Annotated in this window: 14 protein-coding genes; 8 read left to right on the top strand and 6 right to left on the bottom strand. The window is 73.6% G+C overall.

Going from position 1 to position 17,602, the window contains the following annotated elements; translation table 11 throughout:
* Window positions 1-142: 142 nt before the first annotated feature.
* The 3 genes from ACFY2L_RS04035 to ACFY2L_RS04025 all read right to left on the bottom strand — a co-directional run bounded on the left by ACFY2L_RS04035 (window position 143) and on the right by ACFY2L_RS04025 (window position 2,091).
* Complete coding sequence (locus ACFY2L_RS04035) at window positions 143-784, bottom strand: class F sortase (protein ID WP_390821421.1); 642 nt, start codon at window positions 782-784, stop codon at window positions 143-145.
* 113 nt (window positions 785-897) lie between these two features.
* Entirely contained in the window at window positions 898-1,440 is a 543-nt protein-coding gene (locus ACFY2L_RS04030) for a hypothetical protein (RefSeq protein WP_390655441.1), read from the bottom strand.
* Between the two features lie 216 nt (window positions 1,441-1,656).
* On the bottom strand, window positions 1,657-2,091 hold the full coding sequence (locus ACFY2L_RS04025; RefSeq protein ID WP_390821420.1) for a gamma-glutamylcyclotransferase family protein: 435 nt from the start codon (window positions 2,089-2,091) through the stop codon (window positions 1,657-1,659).
* Between the two features lie 166 nt (window positions 2,092-2,257).
* Between ACFY2L_RS04025 and ACFY2L_RS04020 the strand changes: the two genes are divergently transcribed.
* Together ACFY2L_RS04020 and ACFY2L_RS04015 are read left to right on the top strand one after the other, a co-directional pair.
* Window positions 2,258-3,904 carry a M4 family metallopeptidase gene (locus ACFY2L_RS04020; RefSeq protein WP_390821419.1) on the top strand — a complete coding sequence of 549 codons (1,647 nt, stop codon included), beginning with the start codon at window positions 2,258-2,260 and terminating at the stop codon, window positions 3,902-3,904.
* 118 nt (window positions 3,905-4,022) lie between these two features.
* Complete coding sequence (locus ACFY2L_RS04015; RefSeq protein ID WP_390821418.1) at window positions 4,023-4,790, top strand: DUF6215 domain-containing protein; 768 nt, start codon at window positions 4,023-4,025, stop codon at window positions 4,788-4,790.
* A gap of 36 nt (window positions 4,791-4,826) precedes the next feature.
* Here the strand turns inward: ACFY2L_RS04015 and ACFY2L_RS04010 are convergent, their stop codons facing one another.
* The gene (locus tag ACFY2L_RS04010) at window positions 4,827-5,807 is read right to left on the bottom strand and encodes a GNAT family N-acetyltransferase (protein WP_390821417.1); all 981 of its coding nucleotides are present in this window, start codon (window positions 5,805-5,807) and stop codon (window positions 4,827-4,829) included.
* A 156-nt stretch (window positions 5,808-5,963) separates the two neighbouring features.
* The gene (locus ACFY2L_RS04005) at window positions 5,964-8,117 is read right to left on the bottom strand and encodes a molybdopterin oxidoreductase family protein (RefSeq protein ID WP_390655446.1); all 2,154 of its coding nucleotides are present in this window, start codon (window positions 8,115-8,117) and stop codon (window positions 5,964-5,966) included.
* Window positions 8,118-8,468: 351 nt separating this feature from the next.
* Here ACFY2L_RS04005 and ACFY2L_RS04000 point away from each other — a divergent pair, with 351 nt between their 5' ends.
* The 3 genes from ACFY2L_RS04000 to ACFY2L_RS03990 are packed head-to-tail and all read left to right on the top strand — an operon-like array spanning window position 8,469 to window position 12,009.
* Window positions 8,469-9,983: an amino acid adenylation domain-containing protein gene (locus ACFY2L_RS04000; RefSeq protein ID WP_390821416.1), complete on the top strand. Its 1,515-nt coding sequence runs from the start codon at window positions 8,469-8,471 to the stop codon at window positions 9,981-9,983.
* On the top strand, window positions 9,980-11,227 hold the full coding sequence (locus tag ACFY2L_RS03995) for a hypothetical protein (RefSeq protein WP_390821415.1): 1,248 nt from the start codon (window positions 9,980-9,982) through the stop codon (window positions 11,225-11,227). The genes ACFY2L_RS04000 and ACFY2L_RS03995 overlap by 4 nt, the downstream gene beginning before the upstream one ends.
* 14 nt (window positions 11,228-11,241) lie before the next feature.
* Window positions 11,242-12,009 carry an enoyl-CoA hydratase-related protein gene (locus ACFY2L_RS03990; RefSeq protein ID WP_390655449.1) on the top strand — a complete coding sequence of 256 codons (768 nt, stop codon included), beginning with the start codon at window positions 11,242-11,244 and terminating at the stop codon, window positions 12,007-12,009.
* 666 nt (window positions 12,010-12,675) lie between these two features.
* Here the strand turns inward: ACFY2L_RS03990 and ACFY2L_RS03985 are convergent.
* On the bottom strand, window positions 12,676-13,353 hold the full coding sequence (locus ACFY2L_RS03985; RefSeq protein WP_390821414.1) for a vancomycin high temperature exclusion protein: 678 nt from the start codon (window positions 13,351-13,353) through the stop codon (window positions 12,676-12,678).
* Window positions 13,354-13,541: 188 nt separating this feature from the next.
* On the opposite strand from ACFY2L_RS03985, the gene ACFY2L_RS03980 reads away from it, so the two are divergent.
* The 3 genes from ACFY2L_RS03980 to ACFY2L_RS03970 all read left to right on the top strand — a co-directional run bounded on the left by ACFY2L_RS03980 (window position 13,542) and on the right by ACFY2L_RS03970 (window position 17,595).
* Window positions 13,542-14,321 (top strand): sirohydrochlorin chelatase, encoded by a 780-nt coding sequence (locus tag ACFY2L_RS03980; RefSeq protein ID WP_390821413.1) that lies wholly within the window; start codon window positions 13,542-13,544, stop codon window positions 14,319-14,321.
* A gap of 537 nt (window positions 14,322-14,858) precedes the next feature.
* The gene (locus ACFY2L_RS03975; protein ID WP_390655452.1) at window positions 14,859-16,145 is read left to right on the top strand and encodes a deoxyguanosinetriphosphate triphosphohydrolase; all 1,287 of its coding nucleotides are present in this window, start codon (window positions 14,859-14,861) and stop codon (window positions 16,143-16,145) included.
* 184 nt (window positions 16,146-16,329) lie between these two features.
* Entirely contained in the window at window positions 16,330-17,595 is a 1,266-nt protein-coding gene (locus ACFY2L_RS03970; protein WP_390655453.1) for an NAD(P)/FAD-dependent oxidoreductase, read from the top strand.
* The last annotated feature ends 7 nt before the right edge of the window (window positions 17,596-17,602 follow it).

Below are 17,602 nucleotides of genomic sequence, written 5' to 3'. Positions count from 1 at the left end.
TTCCCGGGCGGGCGGCTCGGGGGTGTGCGAGGCCGTCGCGGGTCGGGATCGTGCGGGCGGTGCTGCTGACGGTGGTGTTCGCCCTGGTGGGCAACCTGGCCTGGGAGCAGTGGGCGGCCTGGGCGGTCCGGCGGCCTGCGCCTCACCGGCTCCCCGTCAGATGCGCGAACACGACCACGTTCCCCTGGTAGCCGGTCGCCTCGGAGTAGGTGCCGCCGCAGGTGATGACCCGTAGCTCGGGGCGGGAGGCGGCGCCGTAGACCTTGTCGTCGGGGAAGCGGCGGGCGTCGTAGACCTCGACCGCGTCGACGGTGAAGACGGCGACGGTGCCGTCCCGGCGGTCCACCTCGACGGTGCCGTGCTTGCGCAGCGCGCCGAGGCCGTAGAAGACGGCGGGGCCCTCGGCGTTGTCGACGTGACCGGCGACGATCGCGGTGCCCCGCTCGCCCGGGGTGGTGCCGGCCTCGTACCAGCCGGCGAGGTTCTTCCGGTCGGCGGGCGGCACGGTGAGGCCGCCCGCGGGGGTCAGGGAGAGGCCGGTCAGCGGGGCGTCGACGCGGAGGGAGGGGATGCGGATCCGGACGGGCGGGGAGGGGGGCATGGCCGGGGCGGACCGTATGGCCGTACCGCCGTCCGTGCCGCTGTCCCGGCCCCCGGAGTGCGCCTGGGCGGCGGACGGCTGCGGCGGGGGGTGCGTCTCGGCGCCGCTGTGCAGCAGCCACGCGCCCGCGCACAGGGCGGTCGCGGTGACGGCCGCTATGACGGTGTTGCCGACCCTGCGCATCTCAACCCCTCTCCCTCACGGCGCCCCGTACCCCCCTCCGGGCCGCGAGGGGCGTCGGACCCGGAGGGGGAGGGGACATGCGGTACCGGCGGACGGACAGCGGAGGGTGTCCGTCAGATCCCGTCGCCTCTCGCCCGGCGATGCAGGAGCCAGGTACCGCCCGCGGCGGCGACGGCGAGAGCCGCCACACCGCCCGCGGTCTGCACGGGGTCGGGGCCGAGTGCGCCGCCGACCCCCGTCTTCACGCTTCCCCGCGGAGCCACCGGCTGCCGCGCCGGGGCCAGCGACACCACCAGGTCCCCGGTGATCCGCCGGCCGCCCCGCGCGCAACTCGCGACGATCTCGTACGTCCCCGGCTGCGCGCTCGGCGGCACCCGGAACTCCCCGACCGCCTCGTCCCGGTGGGCGCCGGGCGCCAGCGTGAAGCGCCCGGCGCCCACCGCGCCCGCGTCGCCCGTCGCCGTACCGCCCTTGCCGCACGCCGTGGTGTCGACCGTGACCGGGCTGCCCGGCACGACGGCGGTGGGGTGGATCCGCAGGTGCCCGCCCGCGCCGCCCGCGCCGTCCGCGCCGTGCGCCGCGCCGGCGGGAACGGCGATCCCGGCGGCGGCGACGGCGAGCGCGGTGCCGGTGAGCAGACGGGTCGTACGTCGCATCTGTGCTCCTTCGAGCTCCTCGGGGCGCGTCCCTGTCCTTCCGAGGTAAGTCGCAGCGCGCCGGGCGCGCTTCCTGAGGGGGCGTCAGGACTGGGATGAATGGGTGTCAGGGGGCGCGGCGGCGGAGCCTGGAGGGTGGCCGTTTCGGCAGGTCACCCGGGCTGTGGGGGGCGTGGGGTGGAAAACCGGCCGGAGGGGGTGTGAACGGGTGACCGGTCAGCGGCGGGCGAGCCAGTCGCCGCCCTCGACGAGTTTCCCCCGGCCGCGCAGCCGGGCCGCCACCGCCGGCGCCGCCACGTAGACCCAGGCGGGCGCCGTGCCGTCGCCGACCGTCACCCGGCGCGCCACCCGTTCGTACAGGTTGCGCGGATCGCCCGGCGTGTACTCCTCCAGCCGGTCCAGCTCGGCCAGCAGGCGGGGGTACGCCTCGGGGAGGGCGGTGACGAGCTCCCCGGTGACGGTTCCGCCGGGTTCCTCCACCGCGTACGGATAGCCGGGCCCGTCGTACAGCACGGCGCCCGTCAGCAGGGCAGGTTCCTCGCGGAGGGTACGGCCGCGCAGGAACCGGCGGTGGTTGGCCTCGCCGGCGCGGAGGGTGCCGTAGACGAAGAAGGGGAGGCCGGGGCGGGGCGGGCGGGTCGGGCTGGTCACGGAGACGATTCTCTCCCTTTCACCGCCCTCTCACCGGTCCGGCACGAAGACGCTATGGACATGACATGTCATGCCCACTTAAATCGCAGGGCGGTATCAGGCACGACCTCAGCGCCACCCCCACACGCGCCCCCACGGCGCCTTCCCGAGGAGACCGAGCAGACTGATGAGTCGGATACGGCAGCACGTCCGAGGTTCCCGTCTCGCCACCGCCGGCATCGCCGTCACCACGGCCACCCTGCTGGCCGCCGTACTCTCACCGGCCGCCGACGCGGCCGGCAGACCCACCCGCGCCACCGCGCTCGACCACGCGGCCGCCGCCCTCGCCGGCCACGCGGCGAGCCTGGGGCTGACCGCCACCCAGGACACGACCGTCCGTGACGTCGTCATCGACAAGGACGGCACCCAGCACGTCCGCTACGACCGCACGTACCGCGAACTCCCGGTGCTGGGCGGCGACTTCGTGGTCCACCTGGCCCCTGACGGCACCTACCGCAGCGCGAACCGGGCGACGCGGAGCGTGATCTCCCTCGCGACCATCACCCCGAAGGTGTCCGCCCCGAAGGCCGCCGACATCGCCGTGAACGCCCTGCGCGCGGCCCACCTCGGCGAGACCCTCAAGCAGGCCAAGGCCAAGCCCGAGCTGGTCGTCGACGCCCTGCACGGCACCCCCAGACTGGCCTGGCGGACCAACGCCGTCGCCCTGGACTCCCTCGGCAACCCGGTCGCCCGCACGGTGCTGACCGACGCGCGCACCGGCGCCCGGATCGACGCCTGGGACGCCATCGAGACGGCCACGGGCGACGGCAAGTCCCTGTACGGCGGCACGGTCCCCCTGGAGACCACGCTCTCGGGATCCACGTACCAGCTCAAGGACCCGAACCGCGGCAACACCTACACGGGTGACGCGGCGAACAAGACCGACCTGTGCATCTTCGGCATCTGCATCAGCCGCGCCCCGTCGACGGTCTTCACCGACGCCGACAACCACTGGGGGACGGGGGCGACCTCGGACCGTGCCACGGCCGCGGTCGACGCGCAGTACGGCACCAACGTGACCTGGGACTACTACAAGAACGTCCACGGCCGCAACGGCATCGGCAACGACGGCAAGGGCTCCTACAACCGCGTCCACTACGGCAACAGCTACAACAACGCCTTCTGGGACGACAGCTGCTTCTGCATGACGTACGGCGACGGCGACGGCACCCAGCTCGGCCCGCTGGTGGGGCTCGACGTGGCAGGCCACGAGATGTCCCACGGCGTGACCTCCAAGACCGCCAGACTGACCTACTCCGGCGAGTCGGGCGGCCTGAACGAGGCCACGTCCGACATCTTCGGCTCGCTCGTGGAGTTCTACGCGGGGAACACCTCCGACACCGGTGACTACCTCATCGGCGAGGAGATCGTCCGCTCCGGCTTCGGCCGGGACGCCCTGCGCTACATGGACAAGCCGAGCAAGGACGGCAGTTCGGCCGACTACTGGAGCAGCTCGGTCGGCAACCTCGACGTCCACTACTCGTCGGGCGTCGCCAACCACTTCGCCTACCTGCTGGCGGAGGGCAGCGGCTCCAAGACCATCAACGGCGTCACCTACAACTCCCCGACGTACAACGGCTCCACCGTCACCGGGATCGGCCGGGACAAGCTGGGCGCCATCTGGTACCGGGCGCTGACGGTCTACATGACGTCGTCCACCAACTACGCGGGGGCGAGGACGGCGACCCTGAACGCCGCCCGCGACCTCTACGGCTCGGGCAGCACCGAGTACAACGCGGTGGCGGCGGCCTGGAGCGCGGTCAACGTGAACTGACCCTCGGGAAAGCCGCTTTCCCGTGACCCGATCACCCGTTATGCTCCCCCGGCGCACGCGGACCAGCGTGCGCCGGGACACGGGTGAGCAGGGGGTACCGGGGGTAATGGGGGCGGCTGTGGGGGAAACGACCGAGGAAGCAGGACCGGTTGGGAGAGCCGACGCGGCCGAGGAGGCCGCCCCGGCCGGACGAAGGGAACCGAACGCCTTCGTCCAGACCGTCGCCGCGTTCGCCGTGGTGGGGGCGCTGGCGGGGTTCCTGTGGGTGCAGCAGAAGAACAACGCCGTGGAGGAGAAGGCCGCCGGACCCGCCGGCCCGATCTCCTGCTCGACGTCGACGCCCACGGGGGTGCCGAAGATGGTGCGGGCGGGCGTGGAGTACGTCTCCGCGAACCAGCTCTGCCAGGTGCTGAACCGTCCGGACCTCGCCGCGTTGCTCGGCACGCCGGGGGAGCGGGCGACGTCGTACGGGGGCGGCGACAACACGGTCACGCTGGGCGGCGCCGACGTCCCCGCACCGGAGATGAAGGTCACGCTGACCACGTACTCCGTTCAACTCTCCGCGTCCTACGACCACTTCGCGGTCAAGGGGATGGCCGGCCTGCTGGGCGGCGACGCGCGGGAACGGACGTTCCTCGGGCGCCCCGCGGTGCTCTACTCGGACCGTACCTTCGGCTTCGCCCTCGGCACCGGCGGTGGCGACGCCGCCCGTGCCACCGGACGCCCCACCCGCACCCTGGTGGTGGCCCGGGACCCGGAGGACGGCGGCGGTTCCTACGAGATGGCCCTCTGGCGCCAGGACTCCGCACCCCCCGACGACGCCACGCTGCTGCGCGTCGCGGCGGAACTCCTGCCCACCCTTCCGGGCTGGACCTCCGCGACCTGACCCCGTGTCCGGACGCGGGCCGAGTGCGGCGGGGGCTCAGCGCCAGTCGTCGATCACGTAGGCGTCGGGGTGGCTGTAGCCGGGTTCGTTGGGCCTGTGCATGGTCACGCCCTGCAACCAGGTGCGGAAACCGCGGTCGACCATTCGACGGTAGGCGTCCGGGCGGCCCAGGTTCGTCCCGGCGTCCAGTTGACCCAGTCCGCGTTCGGCGGCCAGCTGCTCGCACGCGCCAAGCAGCCGTTCGAACCGGTTGGCGGCCTCGGGGCCGGGCCGTACGGCTCCGAACTTGACGAGGCACACGTCCTCGCCGGCCTCCGACCCGGCTCCGCAGTGGCAGACGGCCAGGCCGTCGAGCTCGGAGCCGGCGCCCTGGAGCAGGATGGTGTCACCGAGCCCCTGCGCGTGCGTGGCCACGATCTCGCGTTCCAGGCTCAGGCCCTCGTACACGGCCCCGGTCAGTGCGTCGCAGAGGCTCAGGGCCTCGGGCTGCTCGGCGGCGGGCAGCCGGCCGTACAGCACTCGGCCGGGGACTGCGGCACTGCCTGCCACCTGCTTCTTCATGATGGCTGTGAGGAACCGGGGCCAGAAACCGTACCGGCGGTAGAGCTCGAGGTGCTTGGGACTGTGCGAGAAGGTGAACAGGCCCAGGTGGCGGTTCTCCCAGGTGTCGAAGCAGTCCATGACCGGCTCCATGAGGCGCCTGCCGACGCCCTGGTCCCACAGGTCCGGACGCACGGTCAGCGGGCCGAAGTACCCGACGCTGCCCCAGTTGGCGGCGAAGTTCGATCCGGCGACTTCGCCCTCGACCGTCGCTGCGAAGGCCGCCTGGGGATCGGCCGCCCAGCGGGTGCGGACGTAGTCGGCGGTCCCGAAGAACGTCTTCGGCTCGGGAACCCCGAGGAACGTCCCGAAGGCGACCCTGAAGATCTCGTCGGCCCGGTCCAGGTCCGCCTCACCCAGCGGGCGGACCGACAACGGGCCCGTGCCACTCTTGCGCTCGCCTGCCGGTGGGGTCATCGTTCTCTCCTTCCCGACCCCCCTGTTTCATCGCACCACGGGCGTGCGCGGCAGGCGAGGCGAAAGGTCCGGAGGATCGTCCAGCCCTTCGTGCGGGCGAAAGACGACCCGGTGGTCGGTGGAGTACCGGCAGTTCTCCGACGGCTCGGCGAAGCCTCAGGCCTCCGCGATCTCCACCCGCACCGCGCACACCTTGAACTCGGGCATCCGTGAGGTCGGGTCCAGGGCCGGGTTGGTCAGGGTGTTGGCGCGGCCCTCGCCCGGCCAGTGGAACGGCATGAAGACCGTGTCCGGACGGATCCCGGTGGTGATGCGGGCCGGGGCGACGGCCCGTCCGCGGCGGGACACCACGGCCACCGGGTCGCCCTCGGCCGCCCCGAGCCGCGCCGCGAGGCGGGGGTGCAGCTCCACGAACGGGCCCGGCGCGGCGGCGTTCAGCTCGTCCACGCGGCGGGTCTGGGCGCCGGACTGGTACTGCGCCACCACACGGCCGGTGGTGAGGAGCACCGGGTACTCGTCGTCCGGTTCCTCGGCGGCCGGGCGGTGCGAGACCGGGGCGAAGCGGGCCCGGCCGTCCGGGGTCGCGAACCGGTCGAGGAAGAGCCGGGGCGTCCCCGGGTGCGCCGCCCGCGCGGGCTCGGTGTCCTGGGCCGGGTCGTCGGGGAGCGCGTCCAGGGCGGCGTCCTCGCAGTCCTCCTCCTGCGCCGGCGCCGGGCACGGCCAGAACACCCCGTTCTCCTCCGCCAGCCGCCGGTAGGTGATCCCGGAGTAGTCCGCGACCCCGCCCGCGCTGGCCCGCCGCAGCTCCTCGAAGACCTCCTCGGGGTCGGTCGGGAAACCCTTCTCCACGCCCAGCCGGGCGGCCAGCCCGTGCAGGACCTCCAGGTCGCTGCGGACACCGTCCGGCGGGGTGAGCGCCTGGCGGCGCAGCAGCACCCGGCCTTCGAGGCTGGTCGTCGTGCCCGTCTCCTCGGCCCACTGCGTCACCGGCAGGACGACGTCGGCGAGGGCCGCCGTCTCCGACAGCACGACGTCGCACACGGCGAGGAAGTCCAGGGACTTCAGGCGCTCCTCGACATGGGCGGCACGCGGCGCCGACACCACCGGGTTCGACCCCATCAGCAGCAGCGACCTGACGTCCGTCCCCAGCGCGTCCAGCAGCTCGTACGCGCTGCGTCCCGGCCCGGGCAGCGAGTCGGGGTCCACGCCCCACACCTCGGCCACGTGCCGGCGCGCCGCCGGGTCGTCCAGCTTGCGGTAGCCGGGCAGCTGGTCGGCCTTCTGGCCGTGCTCGCGCCCGCCCTGCCCGTTGCCCTGCCCGGTCAGACAGCCGTAGCCGGACAGCGGCCGTCCCGCCCGGCCCGTCGCCAGGCAGAGGTTGATCCACGCGCCGACCGTGTCGGTCCCCTTGGACTGCTGCTCGGGACCGCGCGCGGTGAGCACCATCGCGGCCTCCGGCTCGCAGAACAGCCGCACGGCCTCCCGGAGCTGCGGAACGGACACCCCCGTGATCCGTTCCACGTACTCCGGCCAGTGGGCCATGGCGGCGGCCCGGGCGTCCTCCCAGCCGACGGTCCGCTCCGCCACGTACTCCTCGTCGACCCGCCCCTCGGCGACGACCAGGTGCAGCAGTCCGAGCGCCAGCGCGAGGTCCGTGCCGGGCCTCGGCGCCAGATGCAGGTCGGCCTGCTCGGCGGTCCTGGTGCGGCGCGGGTCGACGACGATCAGCGTGCCGCCGTTCTCCCGCAGTTCGTGGAAGAAGCGCAGGGAGGGCGGCATGGTCTCGGCGAGGTTGGAGCCCACGAGGATCACACAGCCCGTCTTCGGGATGTCCTCCATCGGGAAGGGCAGCCCCCGGTCCAGGCCGAACGCCTTGATCCCGCCCGCCGCCGCCGACGACATGCAGAAACGGCCGTTGTAGTCGATCTGCGAGGTGCCCAGCACGACCCGCGCGAACTTGCCGAGCGTGTACGCCTTCTCGTTCGTCAGCCCGCCCCCGCCGAACACGCCGAGCGCGTCGGCGCCGTGCTCCGTACGCACCCGCCGCAGCTCCCCGGCGATCCGGTCCAGCGCCTCGTCCCAGGTGGCCGGCACGAGCGAGTCGCCGGAACGCACCAACGGGGAGGTCAGGCGCACGCGGGACGAGAGCACCGCCGGCGCCGTACGGCCCTTGCCGCACAGCGCGCCCCGGTTCACCGGGAAGTCCGGGCGCTCGACCACCTCGACGCCCCCCGTGGGCAGGGGCGACAGGGCCATCCCGCACTGCAGGGCGCAGTACGGGCAGTGGGTGGGCGTCGAGGTGGTCCGCATGCTCCTCAGCGTGCTTCGGCCGTGTTACACGCCGTGCGGTCTCCTGTTACGACGGTGTGGTGGTGCCCTCCCCTTCGGCCCCCGGCCGCCGTGAGGCGCACGGCGCTCCTCCTTCGAGTCGCCGCCGGCCCGCACGCGAGTTGCCGCTGCGACGAAAGGCGCCGCACGTGACTCATTCCGCAACAGTAGTTGGCCGATCACGTACGGTTGAGAGTTGAAGCGTCGGCAGTACAGTCGACGCTCACCACTCGCACGGCATCGCACGACCCCGCACGGCGTTCGAAATCCCGGGCATGCCGCCGCCCCCGGACATGTCACCGACCCTCGAAGCAGCCTGGAGGTCCCCCCGACATGCCTCTGCGCCACCTCACCCCCCACGACCGGCGTCTGTTCCGGCTGTACGGCCGAGGCCCGGGCGTCCCCGTCCCCGATCCCCTCGTCCACCACGCCGTCGAACGGCACGCCGCGGCCACCCCGCACGCCGTCGCCGCCGAACACCAGGGCGCGACCCTCACCTACGGCGAGCTGAACCGGTACGCCGACTCCCTCGCCGCCCGCCTGGTCCGCGAGGGCGTACGGCCGGGCGACCACGTCGGCCTCTTCGTCCGCCGCTCGATCCCGATGCTCGTCGGCCTGCTCGGCGTCCTGAAAGCGGGCGCGGCCTACGTGCCCCAGGACATCGGCCTCGCCCCCCGGGCCCAGCTCGACCACGTCGTGCGCACCGCCGCCACCGCCGTCGTCCTCACCCGGCGCGAGTACGCGTCCCGGGTGCCGGCCGGCCCCCGGGTGATCGCCCTCGACGAACCGCTCGCGCCCGCCGCGGCCCCCCGTCCCCGGACCGTCCCCGACGACGGCTGCTACGTCCTGTTCACCTCCGGCACCACCGGCCGCCCCAACGGCGTGAAGGTCACCCACCGCAACGTCGCCAACATCCTCCTCACCCAGCCCGGCGCCCTCGGCATCCGTCCCGGCGACCGCGTGGCCCAACTCCTCAACATCGCCTTCGACATGGCCGCCTGGGAGATCCTCGGCTGCCTCGCGCACGGCGCCACCCTGGTCCTCCGGGGCAAGGACATCGCCGCGGCCGCCCGCACGGCCACCGTGCTGATCGCCACCCCGACCGTCCTGTCCGGCATCGACCCCGCGGCCTGCCCCCGGGTGCGCGCGGTGGCCGTGGCCGGGGAGCCCTGCCCGCGCCCACTGGCCGACCGCTGGGCCCGCCGGGCGGCCTTCTTCAACGGCTGCGGCCCCACCGAGACGACCATCGTCAACACGATGAGCCGCCACGACCCGGCCGACCCGCTCCTCACCATCGGCCGCCCCACCCCCAACAACACCGTCTACGTCCTGGACGCCGACCGCCGCCCGCTGCCCATAGGCGAGGCCGGCGAGATGTGGGCGGGCGGCGCGGGCGTCTCGGCGGGCTACCTCGCCAACGAGCCGCTGAACGCCGAGCGGTACGCCCCCGACCCCTTCCTCGGCGGCGGCCACCGGATGTTCCGCACCCGTGACCTGGGCCGCTGGACCCCCGACGGCCGGCTCGAACACCTCGGCCGCACCGACGACCAGGTCAAGGTGCGCGGCTTCCGGGTGGAGCTGGACTCCGTCTCCTCGGTGCTGGAGCGGCTCCCCGGCTGCGCCCGGGCGGTGACCCTCCAGCGCGACGCCCGCAGCCTGGTCTCCTTCGTCTGCCCGGCGGACGTGGACCCGGACGCGGCCCGCCGCGCGGTCGCCGAGGCGCTGCCGTACTACTGCGTGCCCGAGAATGTCATGCCCCTGACATCCCTGCCGGAGACCGACCGCGGCAAGATCGACAAACAGGCGCTGCTGAGGCTGGCCCACGAGCGGTCGGCGGTGGCCCGATGACCACCTCGCCGGCCAGGCCCGCGACCGAGCTGCCCCCGCTCACCTCCGCGCCCCGCCGCCTGCTCAAACACCCCCGCCTGATGCACTACAACCGCCTGGCGGCCCTGGTGGTCCTCGGCAACCTGGTCTACGCGTGCACGAACCGGCCGCTGTCCGACCGCTCCCTCGGTCACGCGGCCCTCGCCAACCTCGCCCTGGCCGTGCTCGTCCGCCAGCAGTACGTCATCAACCTCTTCTTCCGGCTGGCGACCTCGGCCCCGACGCACTGGCCGCTGCGGCTGCGCTGGACGCTCGGCAAGGTGTACCACTTCGGCGGACTGCACGTCGGCGGGGCGCTGGCGGGCGCGGTCTGGTTCCTGGCGCTGACGCTGCGGACGACGAACGGTCCGCTCCTGGCGGTCGGCTGGACACTGGTGGCCCTTCTCGCGGTGATCGTGGGGACCGCCCTTCCCCCCTTCCGCTCCCGCCACCACGACCAGTTCGAGAGGATCCACCGCTTCGGCGGCTGGAGCGCCCTCGCGCTCTTCTGGACGCACACCCTGATGTCCGCCCCCGGGCCCGTACCGCTGTCGGTGCTCGCCCTCGTCACCTTCAGCGTCGCCCTGCCCTGGCTGAGGCTGCGCAAGGTCGACGTCCGCACCGAACGCCCCTCCCCGCACGTGGCGCTGGCCCGCTTCGACCACGGCGAGACCCCGTTCGCCGGCTCCTCGACCGCGATCAGCCGCAGCCCGCTCAAGGAGTGGCACTCCTTCGCCAACGTCCCCGCCCCCGGCGAGTCCGGCTTCCGGCTCACCATCTCCCGGGCCGGCGACTGGACCGGCTCCTTCATCGACGACCTGCCCGCGCGGGTCTGGACGAAGGGCATCACCACGGCCGGCGTCGCCAACATCGAGGTCCTCTTCACCAAGGTGGTGTACGTGGCGACCGGCAGCGGCATCGGCCCCTGCCTGCCCCATCTGCTCGCCGCCGAAGTCCCCTCCCGTCTGGTCTGGGCGACCCGCGACCCCCGGGCCACCTACGGCGACGCCCTCGTCGACGAGATCCTCGCGGTCCAGCCGCACGCCGTCATCCGGGACACCTCCCGCGACGGCAAGCCCGACATGGTGGCGCTCGCGTACGCCGCGTACCGGGACTTCGGGGCGGAGGCGGTGATCTGCATCTCCAACAAGAAGCTGACCTGGCAGGTGGTGCACGGGCTGGAACGGCGTGGGATTCCGGCATTCGGCGCGATCTGGGACTCGTGAGAGGAGTGGCGGGGATGACCAACCTGAGAATCGAACGCACGGGCGCGGTCGTGACCGTACGGCTGCACCGGCCGAGGGTGCTGAACGCGCTGAACTCCGAGCTGCTGGCCGAACTCCTGGACGTGCTGCGCCCGTTGGACGCGGATCCGAGGGCCGGCTGTGTGGTCCTCACCGGCTCCGGGCGGGCCTTCGCCGCAGGCGCCGACATCAGGGAGATGGCGGGGAAGTCGGCCGTGGAGATGGCTGCGGAGGACTACTTCTCCGGCTGGGAGGAGTTCGCCGACCTGCGCACCCCGAAGATCGCCGCCGTCAACGGCGTCGCCCTGGGCGGCGGTTGCGAACTGGCGATGATGTGCGACCTGGTGATCGCGGGGGAGTCGGCGGTGTTCGGGCAGCCCGAGATCAGACTGGGCGTGATCCCCGGTATCGGCGGCACCCAGCGGCTGACCCGCCTGGTCGGCCGGGCGAAGGCGATGGACCTGGTCCTCACCGGCCGTGCCATGGACGCCACCGAGGCCGAACGCGCGGGCCTGGTCTCCCGGGTCGTCCCGGACGACCGGGTCCTGCCCGAGGCGCTGGAGGCGGCGGCGACCATCGCCTCGTACGGCCGCGGCGCCGTACGCGCGGCCCGTGAGTGCGTGGACCGCGCCCTGGAGACGGGCCTCAGGGACGGCGTCCGGTACGAACGCCGGGTGTTCCACTCGCTGTTCGCGACGGAGGACCAGAAGGAGGGCATGAGTGCCTTCCTGGAGAAGCGCGCCCCGGGCTTCCGGGGGCGCTGAGAGTCGTACGACGGCCGGGGCCCGGACCGGCCGCCGCCGCTCCCGGCCCCGCCTGTTCCGCACACGTACGCGCGGTACGGCACGCCACCCGGCTCCAGCCCGACGGCCGCGGTCGGGCAGGGGCCGCTCGGGACGCACGACGGGCCGAACCAGTGCACCGCGACGCCGCGGCCGTGGCCGTCCGCGCCTCCTCGTGCGCCCAGCGCCCCGCGACCGCCCCGGCCGGCGGCACGGCCACCAGCAGCACGGCGACGACCGGCGCCGTCCACGCCTCCACCCCGTCCGACCGGCGCCGCAGCGGGTTCTTCCGCCGGCGCCAGCCACGCACCCGGGTCGCATGCCGGACCTCCTCGCGTGCCCGGCGAAGACCGTGCGGCCGCGGGAGCCGCGGATGCCGGCCCGTCCCTCGCCGCAGGAGGAGGGCCGGCGCCGCCCGGCTCCCTCGCCTGGACGGCTTCAGCCGCCGCCGCGGTCGTCAGGGCGGCCGGAGCGGACCAGGCGGATCAGGCGGATCAGGCGGACCAGGCGGACCAGGCGGACGACGGCGGAGAGCGTCCGATCCGTTCTTCGCACCGCCGGGTGTAGTGGGCGCGTCACACCTTGCGGGCGACAGCGGCGGCGTCGCACGGAGTCACCCCGGCCGCCGCCGGACGCACTCCGCCCAGGTCATCCGGCCTCGGCCAGCGCCCGTGCCACGCCCGGCTCCTTCGGCCCCAGGAAGCGTGGATCCGGCTCGAAGACCGCGTCCAGGGCCGCCTTGCCCGCCGCGAGGATCTCCCGGGTGCCCCCGTAGTACCAGGTCACGTCATGTTTGGCGGCGACGCCGACGCCGTAGGAGTCGACGCCCGCCGCCTCGCACAGGGCGACCGCCCGCCGGATGTGGAAGTCCTGGCTGATCAGCACGGCCCGGTCGACACCGAAGATCTTCTTGGCGCGCACACAGGAGTCCCAGGTGTCGAAGCCGGCGTAGTCGCTGACGATCCGCGTGTCCGGCACGCCGTGCTTCTTCAGATAGGCGCGCATGGCGTCCGGCTCGTCGTAGTCCTCGCGGCTGTTGTCGCCGGTGACCAGGACGACCGCGATCCGGCCCTCCCGGTACAGCTTCGCCGCCGCGTCCAGCCGGTGCGCCAGATACGGCGACGGCTCCCCGTCCCACAGCCCCGCGCCGAAGACCACGGCGACCTCCCGGCGCGGCGCGCCGGCCGCCGTACCGATCCGGTCGGCCGTGGACACGTACAGCCAGGTGGCCGGCAGCAGCCCGAGCACACACCCGGCCATCACGGCCTGCACCAGCCGGCGCCGCCCGGCACGGGTGCGCGGCAGCCGCGGTCGACGGACGTTCATGAGGTGCCCCCTGGGTCGATCTGGGTCGAGATCCCGTTCGGCCTGGGAAGACGCAACCCGCGGTGATCCGGTTCGTTCCCCCGGCGGGCGCGCACCTCACACCGCCCCGGGGCGCGCGGTGAACGCCCGGAAAATACTCGTGACGGTCAGGCAACGGGGGTGCAACCTCGCGGCGCGAGGATGGATGCATGAGCCAGCCAAGCCTCGTCCAGCTCGACGGCCGCCGCCGCCCGGCCCCGCCCGCGCTGGTGGTCGTCGCCCACGGCAGCCGGGACCCGCGTGCCCTGAGCACCGTACGCACCCTCCTCGACCGCGTCCGCGACCGGCGGCCCGGCCTGCCGGTGCACCTCGGGCACATCGAGCTGAACGAGCCCCTGCTCACGGACACGCTGGCCGGCCTGGACGCCCGGGGCACCGCGGACGCCGTCCTGGTCCCCCTCCTGCTCGCCCGCGGCTACCACGTCAAGCGCGACATCCCCGAGATGGCGGCGCGGGCCCGGGTACGCACGCGCGTGGCGGCACCGCTCGGCCCGCATCCGCTGCTCGTGGACACCCTGCACACCCGCCTGGTGGAGGCGGGCTGGCGCACGGACATGACGGAGGAGGAGCGCCGCACCAGCGCCGTGGTCCTCGCGGCGGCGGGCTCCCGCGACCCCGACTCGGCGATCGACACCCGCCGCACGGCCGACCTGCTGGCGGCACGCCTCGGAGTCCCGGTGGTCCCGGCGTACGCCTCCACGGCGGCCCCGGCCGTCCCCAAGGCGATCCGCGCCCTGGCGGCCAGGGGCCGCGAGAGGGTGGCGGTGGCCTCGTACTTCACGGCCCCGGGCCGCTTCGCGACGGAGTGCGCGCAGGCCGCCCCGTGGATCGCGTCGGCCCCCCTGGGCACCCACCCGGCGATGGCGAGCCTGCTGCTGCACCGCTACGACCGCGCACTGGCGGCGGACGGCACCAGCAACGCCGCCTGAGAACGCGGCGGACCGCCCTCACGCGCTGCCCGGCCGCGGGGACGTGAACGCCCACGATCACGTCCCGCACCCGTGGACCCGCGTGGACACCCGTGGGCGCGATCGGCCCCGGCGTGTCCCGCACGCGTGCGTGTGGCCGCCCGTGACGTGTCCTGGCATCCGTGGGTGCGATCGGCCCTGGCGTGTCCCGCACGCGTGCGTGTGGCCGCCCGTGACGTGTCCTGGCATCCGTGGGTGCGATCGGCCCTGGCGTGTCCCGCACGCGTGCGTGTGGCCGCCCGTGACGTGTCCTGGCATCCGTGGGTGCGATCGGCCCCGGCGTGTCCCGCACGCGTGCGTGTGGCCGCCCGTGACGTGTCCTGGCATCCGTGGGTGCGATCGGCCCTGGCGCGTCCCGCACGCGTGCGTGTGGCCGCCCGTGACGTGTCCAGCACCCGTGGGCGCGATCGGCCCCGGCGCGTCCCGCACCCGTGGGCGCGCAGAACCCGGTGGACGAGCGGGCACCCGATTGTCACTACCGCCGCTTACTGTCGAGACATGCCCTATGACCTGCCGTCGACCGAACGCTGGGCCCCCGAACCGGACAAGCGCCCCGGCCGCACCGCCTTCCAGCGCGACCGCGCGAGAATCCTGCACTCCTCCGCGCTGCGGAGACTGGCCGGAAAGACCCAGGTCGTCACGCCGGGTGAACACAGCCAGGAATGGGACGCGACGCCCCGCACCCGCCTCACCCACTCCCTGGAGTGCGCCCAGGTGGGCCGCGAGCTGGGCGCGGCCCTGGGCTGCGACCCCGACCTGGTCGAAGCGGCCTGCCTGGCGCACGACCTGGGCCACCCCCCGTTCGGCCACAACGGCGAACAGGCCCTCAACGACTTCGCCCACGACTGCGGCGGCTTCGAGGGCAACGCCCAGTCCCTGCGCCTGCTCACCCGCATCGAGCCCAAGCGCTTCACCGCCGAGGGCTCCGTCGGCCTCAACCTCACCCGCGCCACCCTGGACGCCGCCACCAAGTACCCCTGGCCGAGGGGCGCCCATCCGACGGACCCCGCGTCCCCCAAGTTCGGCGTCTACGAGGACGACCGGCCGGTCTTCGACTGGGTCCGCAAGGAGGCCCCCGGCACGCGCACGTGCTTCGAGGCACAGGTCATGGACTGGTCCGACGACGTGGCCTACTCGGTGCACGACGTGGAGGACGGCCTGCACGCCGGCCACATCGACCCCCGCAGCCTGCGCGCGGAGCCGGAGCGCGCGGAGGTCTACCGGGTGGCCGTCGGCCGCTACGTCCCGGCGGACACCGACCCGGCCGAACTCGCCGCCGCCCTCGACCGCCTCCAGGACCAGGAGTGGTGGCCGCACCGCTACGACGGCACGGCGGCCGCCCAGGCCCGCCTCAAGGACGCCACCAGCCAGCTCATCGGCCGCTTCTGCCTCGCCGCCGAGGGCGCCACGCGCGCGCGATGGGGGCACCCCCCGGGCCGTTCAGACACCGGGGGAGGCTCCGGGCAGCTCACGCGCTACGGCGCCGAACTGGTCGTGCCCCACGAGACCCGCCTGGAGTGCGCGGTCCTCAAGGCCGTCGCCGACCGGTACGTCATGCAGCGCGCCGAGCAGACACGGCTCCGCGCCGACCAGCGCATCGTGATCACCGAGCTGGCGCAGGCCCTCACCGCCCGCGCGCCCGAGGGCCTCGACCCCCAGTTCCGGACCCTGTTCGAGCAGGCCCCCGACGACCGTGCCCGCAAGCGCGTGATCGTCGACCAGATCGCCTCCCTCACCGACGCCTCGGCCCGCTCGCTTCACTCGCGTCTGACGGGGCAGCCGTGACGGAGGAGGCGACACGGGTGGGCCAAAGGGGTGTGAAAGCGTCAAAGGAACCCGAACGGGACACTCGGTGGCCTGATCGGGCCACTCCCCCTTCCCCCATCACGCTCCGTGCGGGACGCTCGCAGATGGCGGTTCGCACAGTGTTGTCTGGGGTCATCCCCAGACCCCCGTTAGGAGGCATCACGTGGTCGACGCGGATCAGACGTTCGTCATCGTCGGAGGAGGCCTGGCCGGCGCGAAAGCGGCCGAGACGCTGCGGGCCGAGGGCTTCACCGGCCGGGTGATACTGATCTGCGACGAACGCGACCACCCCTACGAGCGCCCGCCGCTGTCCAAGGGCTTCCTGCTCGGCAAGGAGAGCCGGGAGAGCGTCTTCGTGCACGAGCCCGCCTGGTACGCGCAGAACGACATCGAGCTGCACCTGGGCCAGACCGTCGACGCGATCGACCGTACGGCCAAGACCGTCCACTTCGGAGACGACGGCACCTTCGTCCACTACGACAAGCTGCTCCTGGCCACCGGCGCCGAGCCGCGCCGCCTGGACATCCCCGGCACCGACCTCGCGGGCGTCCACCATCTGCGCCGGCTCGCGCACGCCGAGCGCCTCAAGGGCGTCCTGGCCGCCCTCGGCCGCGACAACGGCCACATCGTGATCGCCGGCGCCGGCTGGATCGGCCTGGAGGTCGCGGCGGCGGCCCGCGAGTACGGCGCGGAGGTCACCGTCGTCGACCCCTCGCCGACCCCGCTGCACGGCGTCCTCGGCCCCGAGCTGGGCAACGTCTTCGCCGAGCTGCACCGCGACCACGGCGTCCGCTTCCGCTTCGGCGTCCGGCTCACGGAGATCGTCGGGCAGGACGGCATGGTCCTCGCCGCCCGCACCGACGACGGCGAGGAGCACCCGGCGCACGACGTCCTCGCGGCGATCGGCGCGGCCCCCCGCACCGGCCTCGCGGAGGCGGCCGGCCTCACCCTCGCCGACCGCGCCCACGGCGGCGGGGTCGCGGTCGACACCCGCCTGCGCACCTCCGACCCCGACATCTACGCCGCCGGAGACGTCGCCTCCTTCCCGCACGGCCTCTTCGACACCAGACTGCGCGTCGAGCACTGGGCCAACGCCCTGAACGGCGGGCCGGCGGCCGCCCGCGCCATGCTCGGCAAGGACGTCACCTACGACCGCGTGCCCTACTTCTTCACCGACCAGTACGACCTCGGCATGGAGTACAGCGGCTGGGCGCCGCCGGGGTCGTACGACGAGGTGGTGATCCGGGGGGACGCGGGCAAGAGGGAGTTCATCGCGTTCTGGGTGAAGGAGAGCCGCGTGCTGGCCGGGATGAACGTGAACGTGTGGGACGTCACCGAGCAGATCCAGCGGCTGATCACCTCCGGAAGCCCGGTGAACACGGAGGCGCTGGCGGACCCGCACGTTCCGCTCGAAAGCCTCGCAGCCTGACTGTCAC

The organism is Streptomyces sp. NPDC001381, assembly GCF_042895685.1.
Classification (GTDB): domain Bacteria; phylum Actinomycetota; class Actinomycetes; order Streptomycetales; family Streptomycetaceae; genus Streptomyces.
This window is presented reverse-complemented; position numbering and strand designations above follow the sequence as displayed.

What these genes read in the sequence shown, in the direction of transcription:
- ACFY2L_RS04035 (WP_390821421.1), bottom strand. Translation starts at nt 784, where the DNA reads ATGCGCAGGGTCGGCAACACCGTCATAGCGGCCGTCACCGCGACCGCC.
- ACFY2L_RS04030 (WP_390655441.1), bottom strand. Translation starts at nt 1,440, where the DNA reads ATGCGACGTACGACCCGTCTGCTCACCGGCACCGCGCTCGCCGTCGCC.
- ACFY2L_RS04020 (WP_390821419.1), top strand. Translation starts at nt 2,258, where the DNA reads ATGAGTCGGATACGGCAGCACGTCCGAGGTTCCCGTCTCGCCACCGCC.
- ACFY2L_RS04010 (WP_390821417.1), bottom strand. Translation starts at nt 5,807, where the DNA reads ATGACCCCACCGGCAGGCGAGCGCAAGAGTGGCACGGGCCCGTTGTCG.
- ACFY2L_RS04005 (WP_390655446.1), bottom strand. Translation starts at nt 8,117, where the DNA reads ATGCGGACCACCTCGACGCCCACCCACTGCCCGTACTGCGCCCTGCAG.
- ACFY2L_RS04000 (WP_390821416.1), top strand. Translation starts at nt 8,469, where the DNA reads ATGCCTCTGCGCCACCTCACCCCCCACGACCGGCGTCTGTTCCGGCTG.
- ACFY2L_RS03995 (WP_390821415.1), top strand. Translation starts at nt 9,980, where the DNA reads ATGACCACCTCGCCGGCCAGGCCCGCGACCGAGCTGCCCCCGCTCACC.
- ACFY2L_RS03990 (WP_390655449.1), top strand. Translation starts at nt 11,242, where the DNA reads ATGACCAACCTGAGAATCGAACGCACGGGCGCGGTCGTGACCGTACGG.
- ACFY2L_RS03985 (WP_390821414.1), bottom strand. Translation starts at nt 13,353, where the DNA reads ATGAACGTCCGTCGACCGCGGCTGCCGCGCACCCGTGCCGGGCGGCGC.
- ACFY2L_RS03980 (WP_390821413.1), top strand. Translation starts at nt 13,542, where the DNA reads ATGAGCCAGCCAAGCCTCGTCCAGCTCGACGGCCGCCGCCGCCCGGCC.
- ACFY2L_RS03975 (WP_390655452.1), top strand. Translation starts at nt 14,859, where the DNA reads ATGCCCTATGACCTGCCGTCGACCGAACGCTGGGCCCCCGAACCGGAC.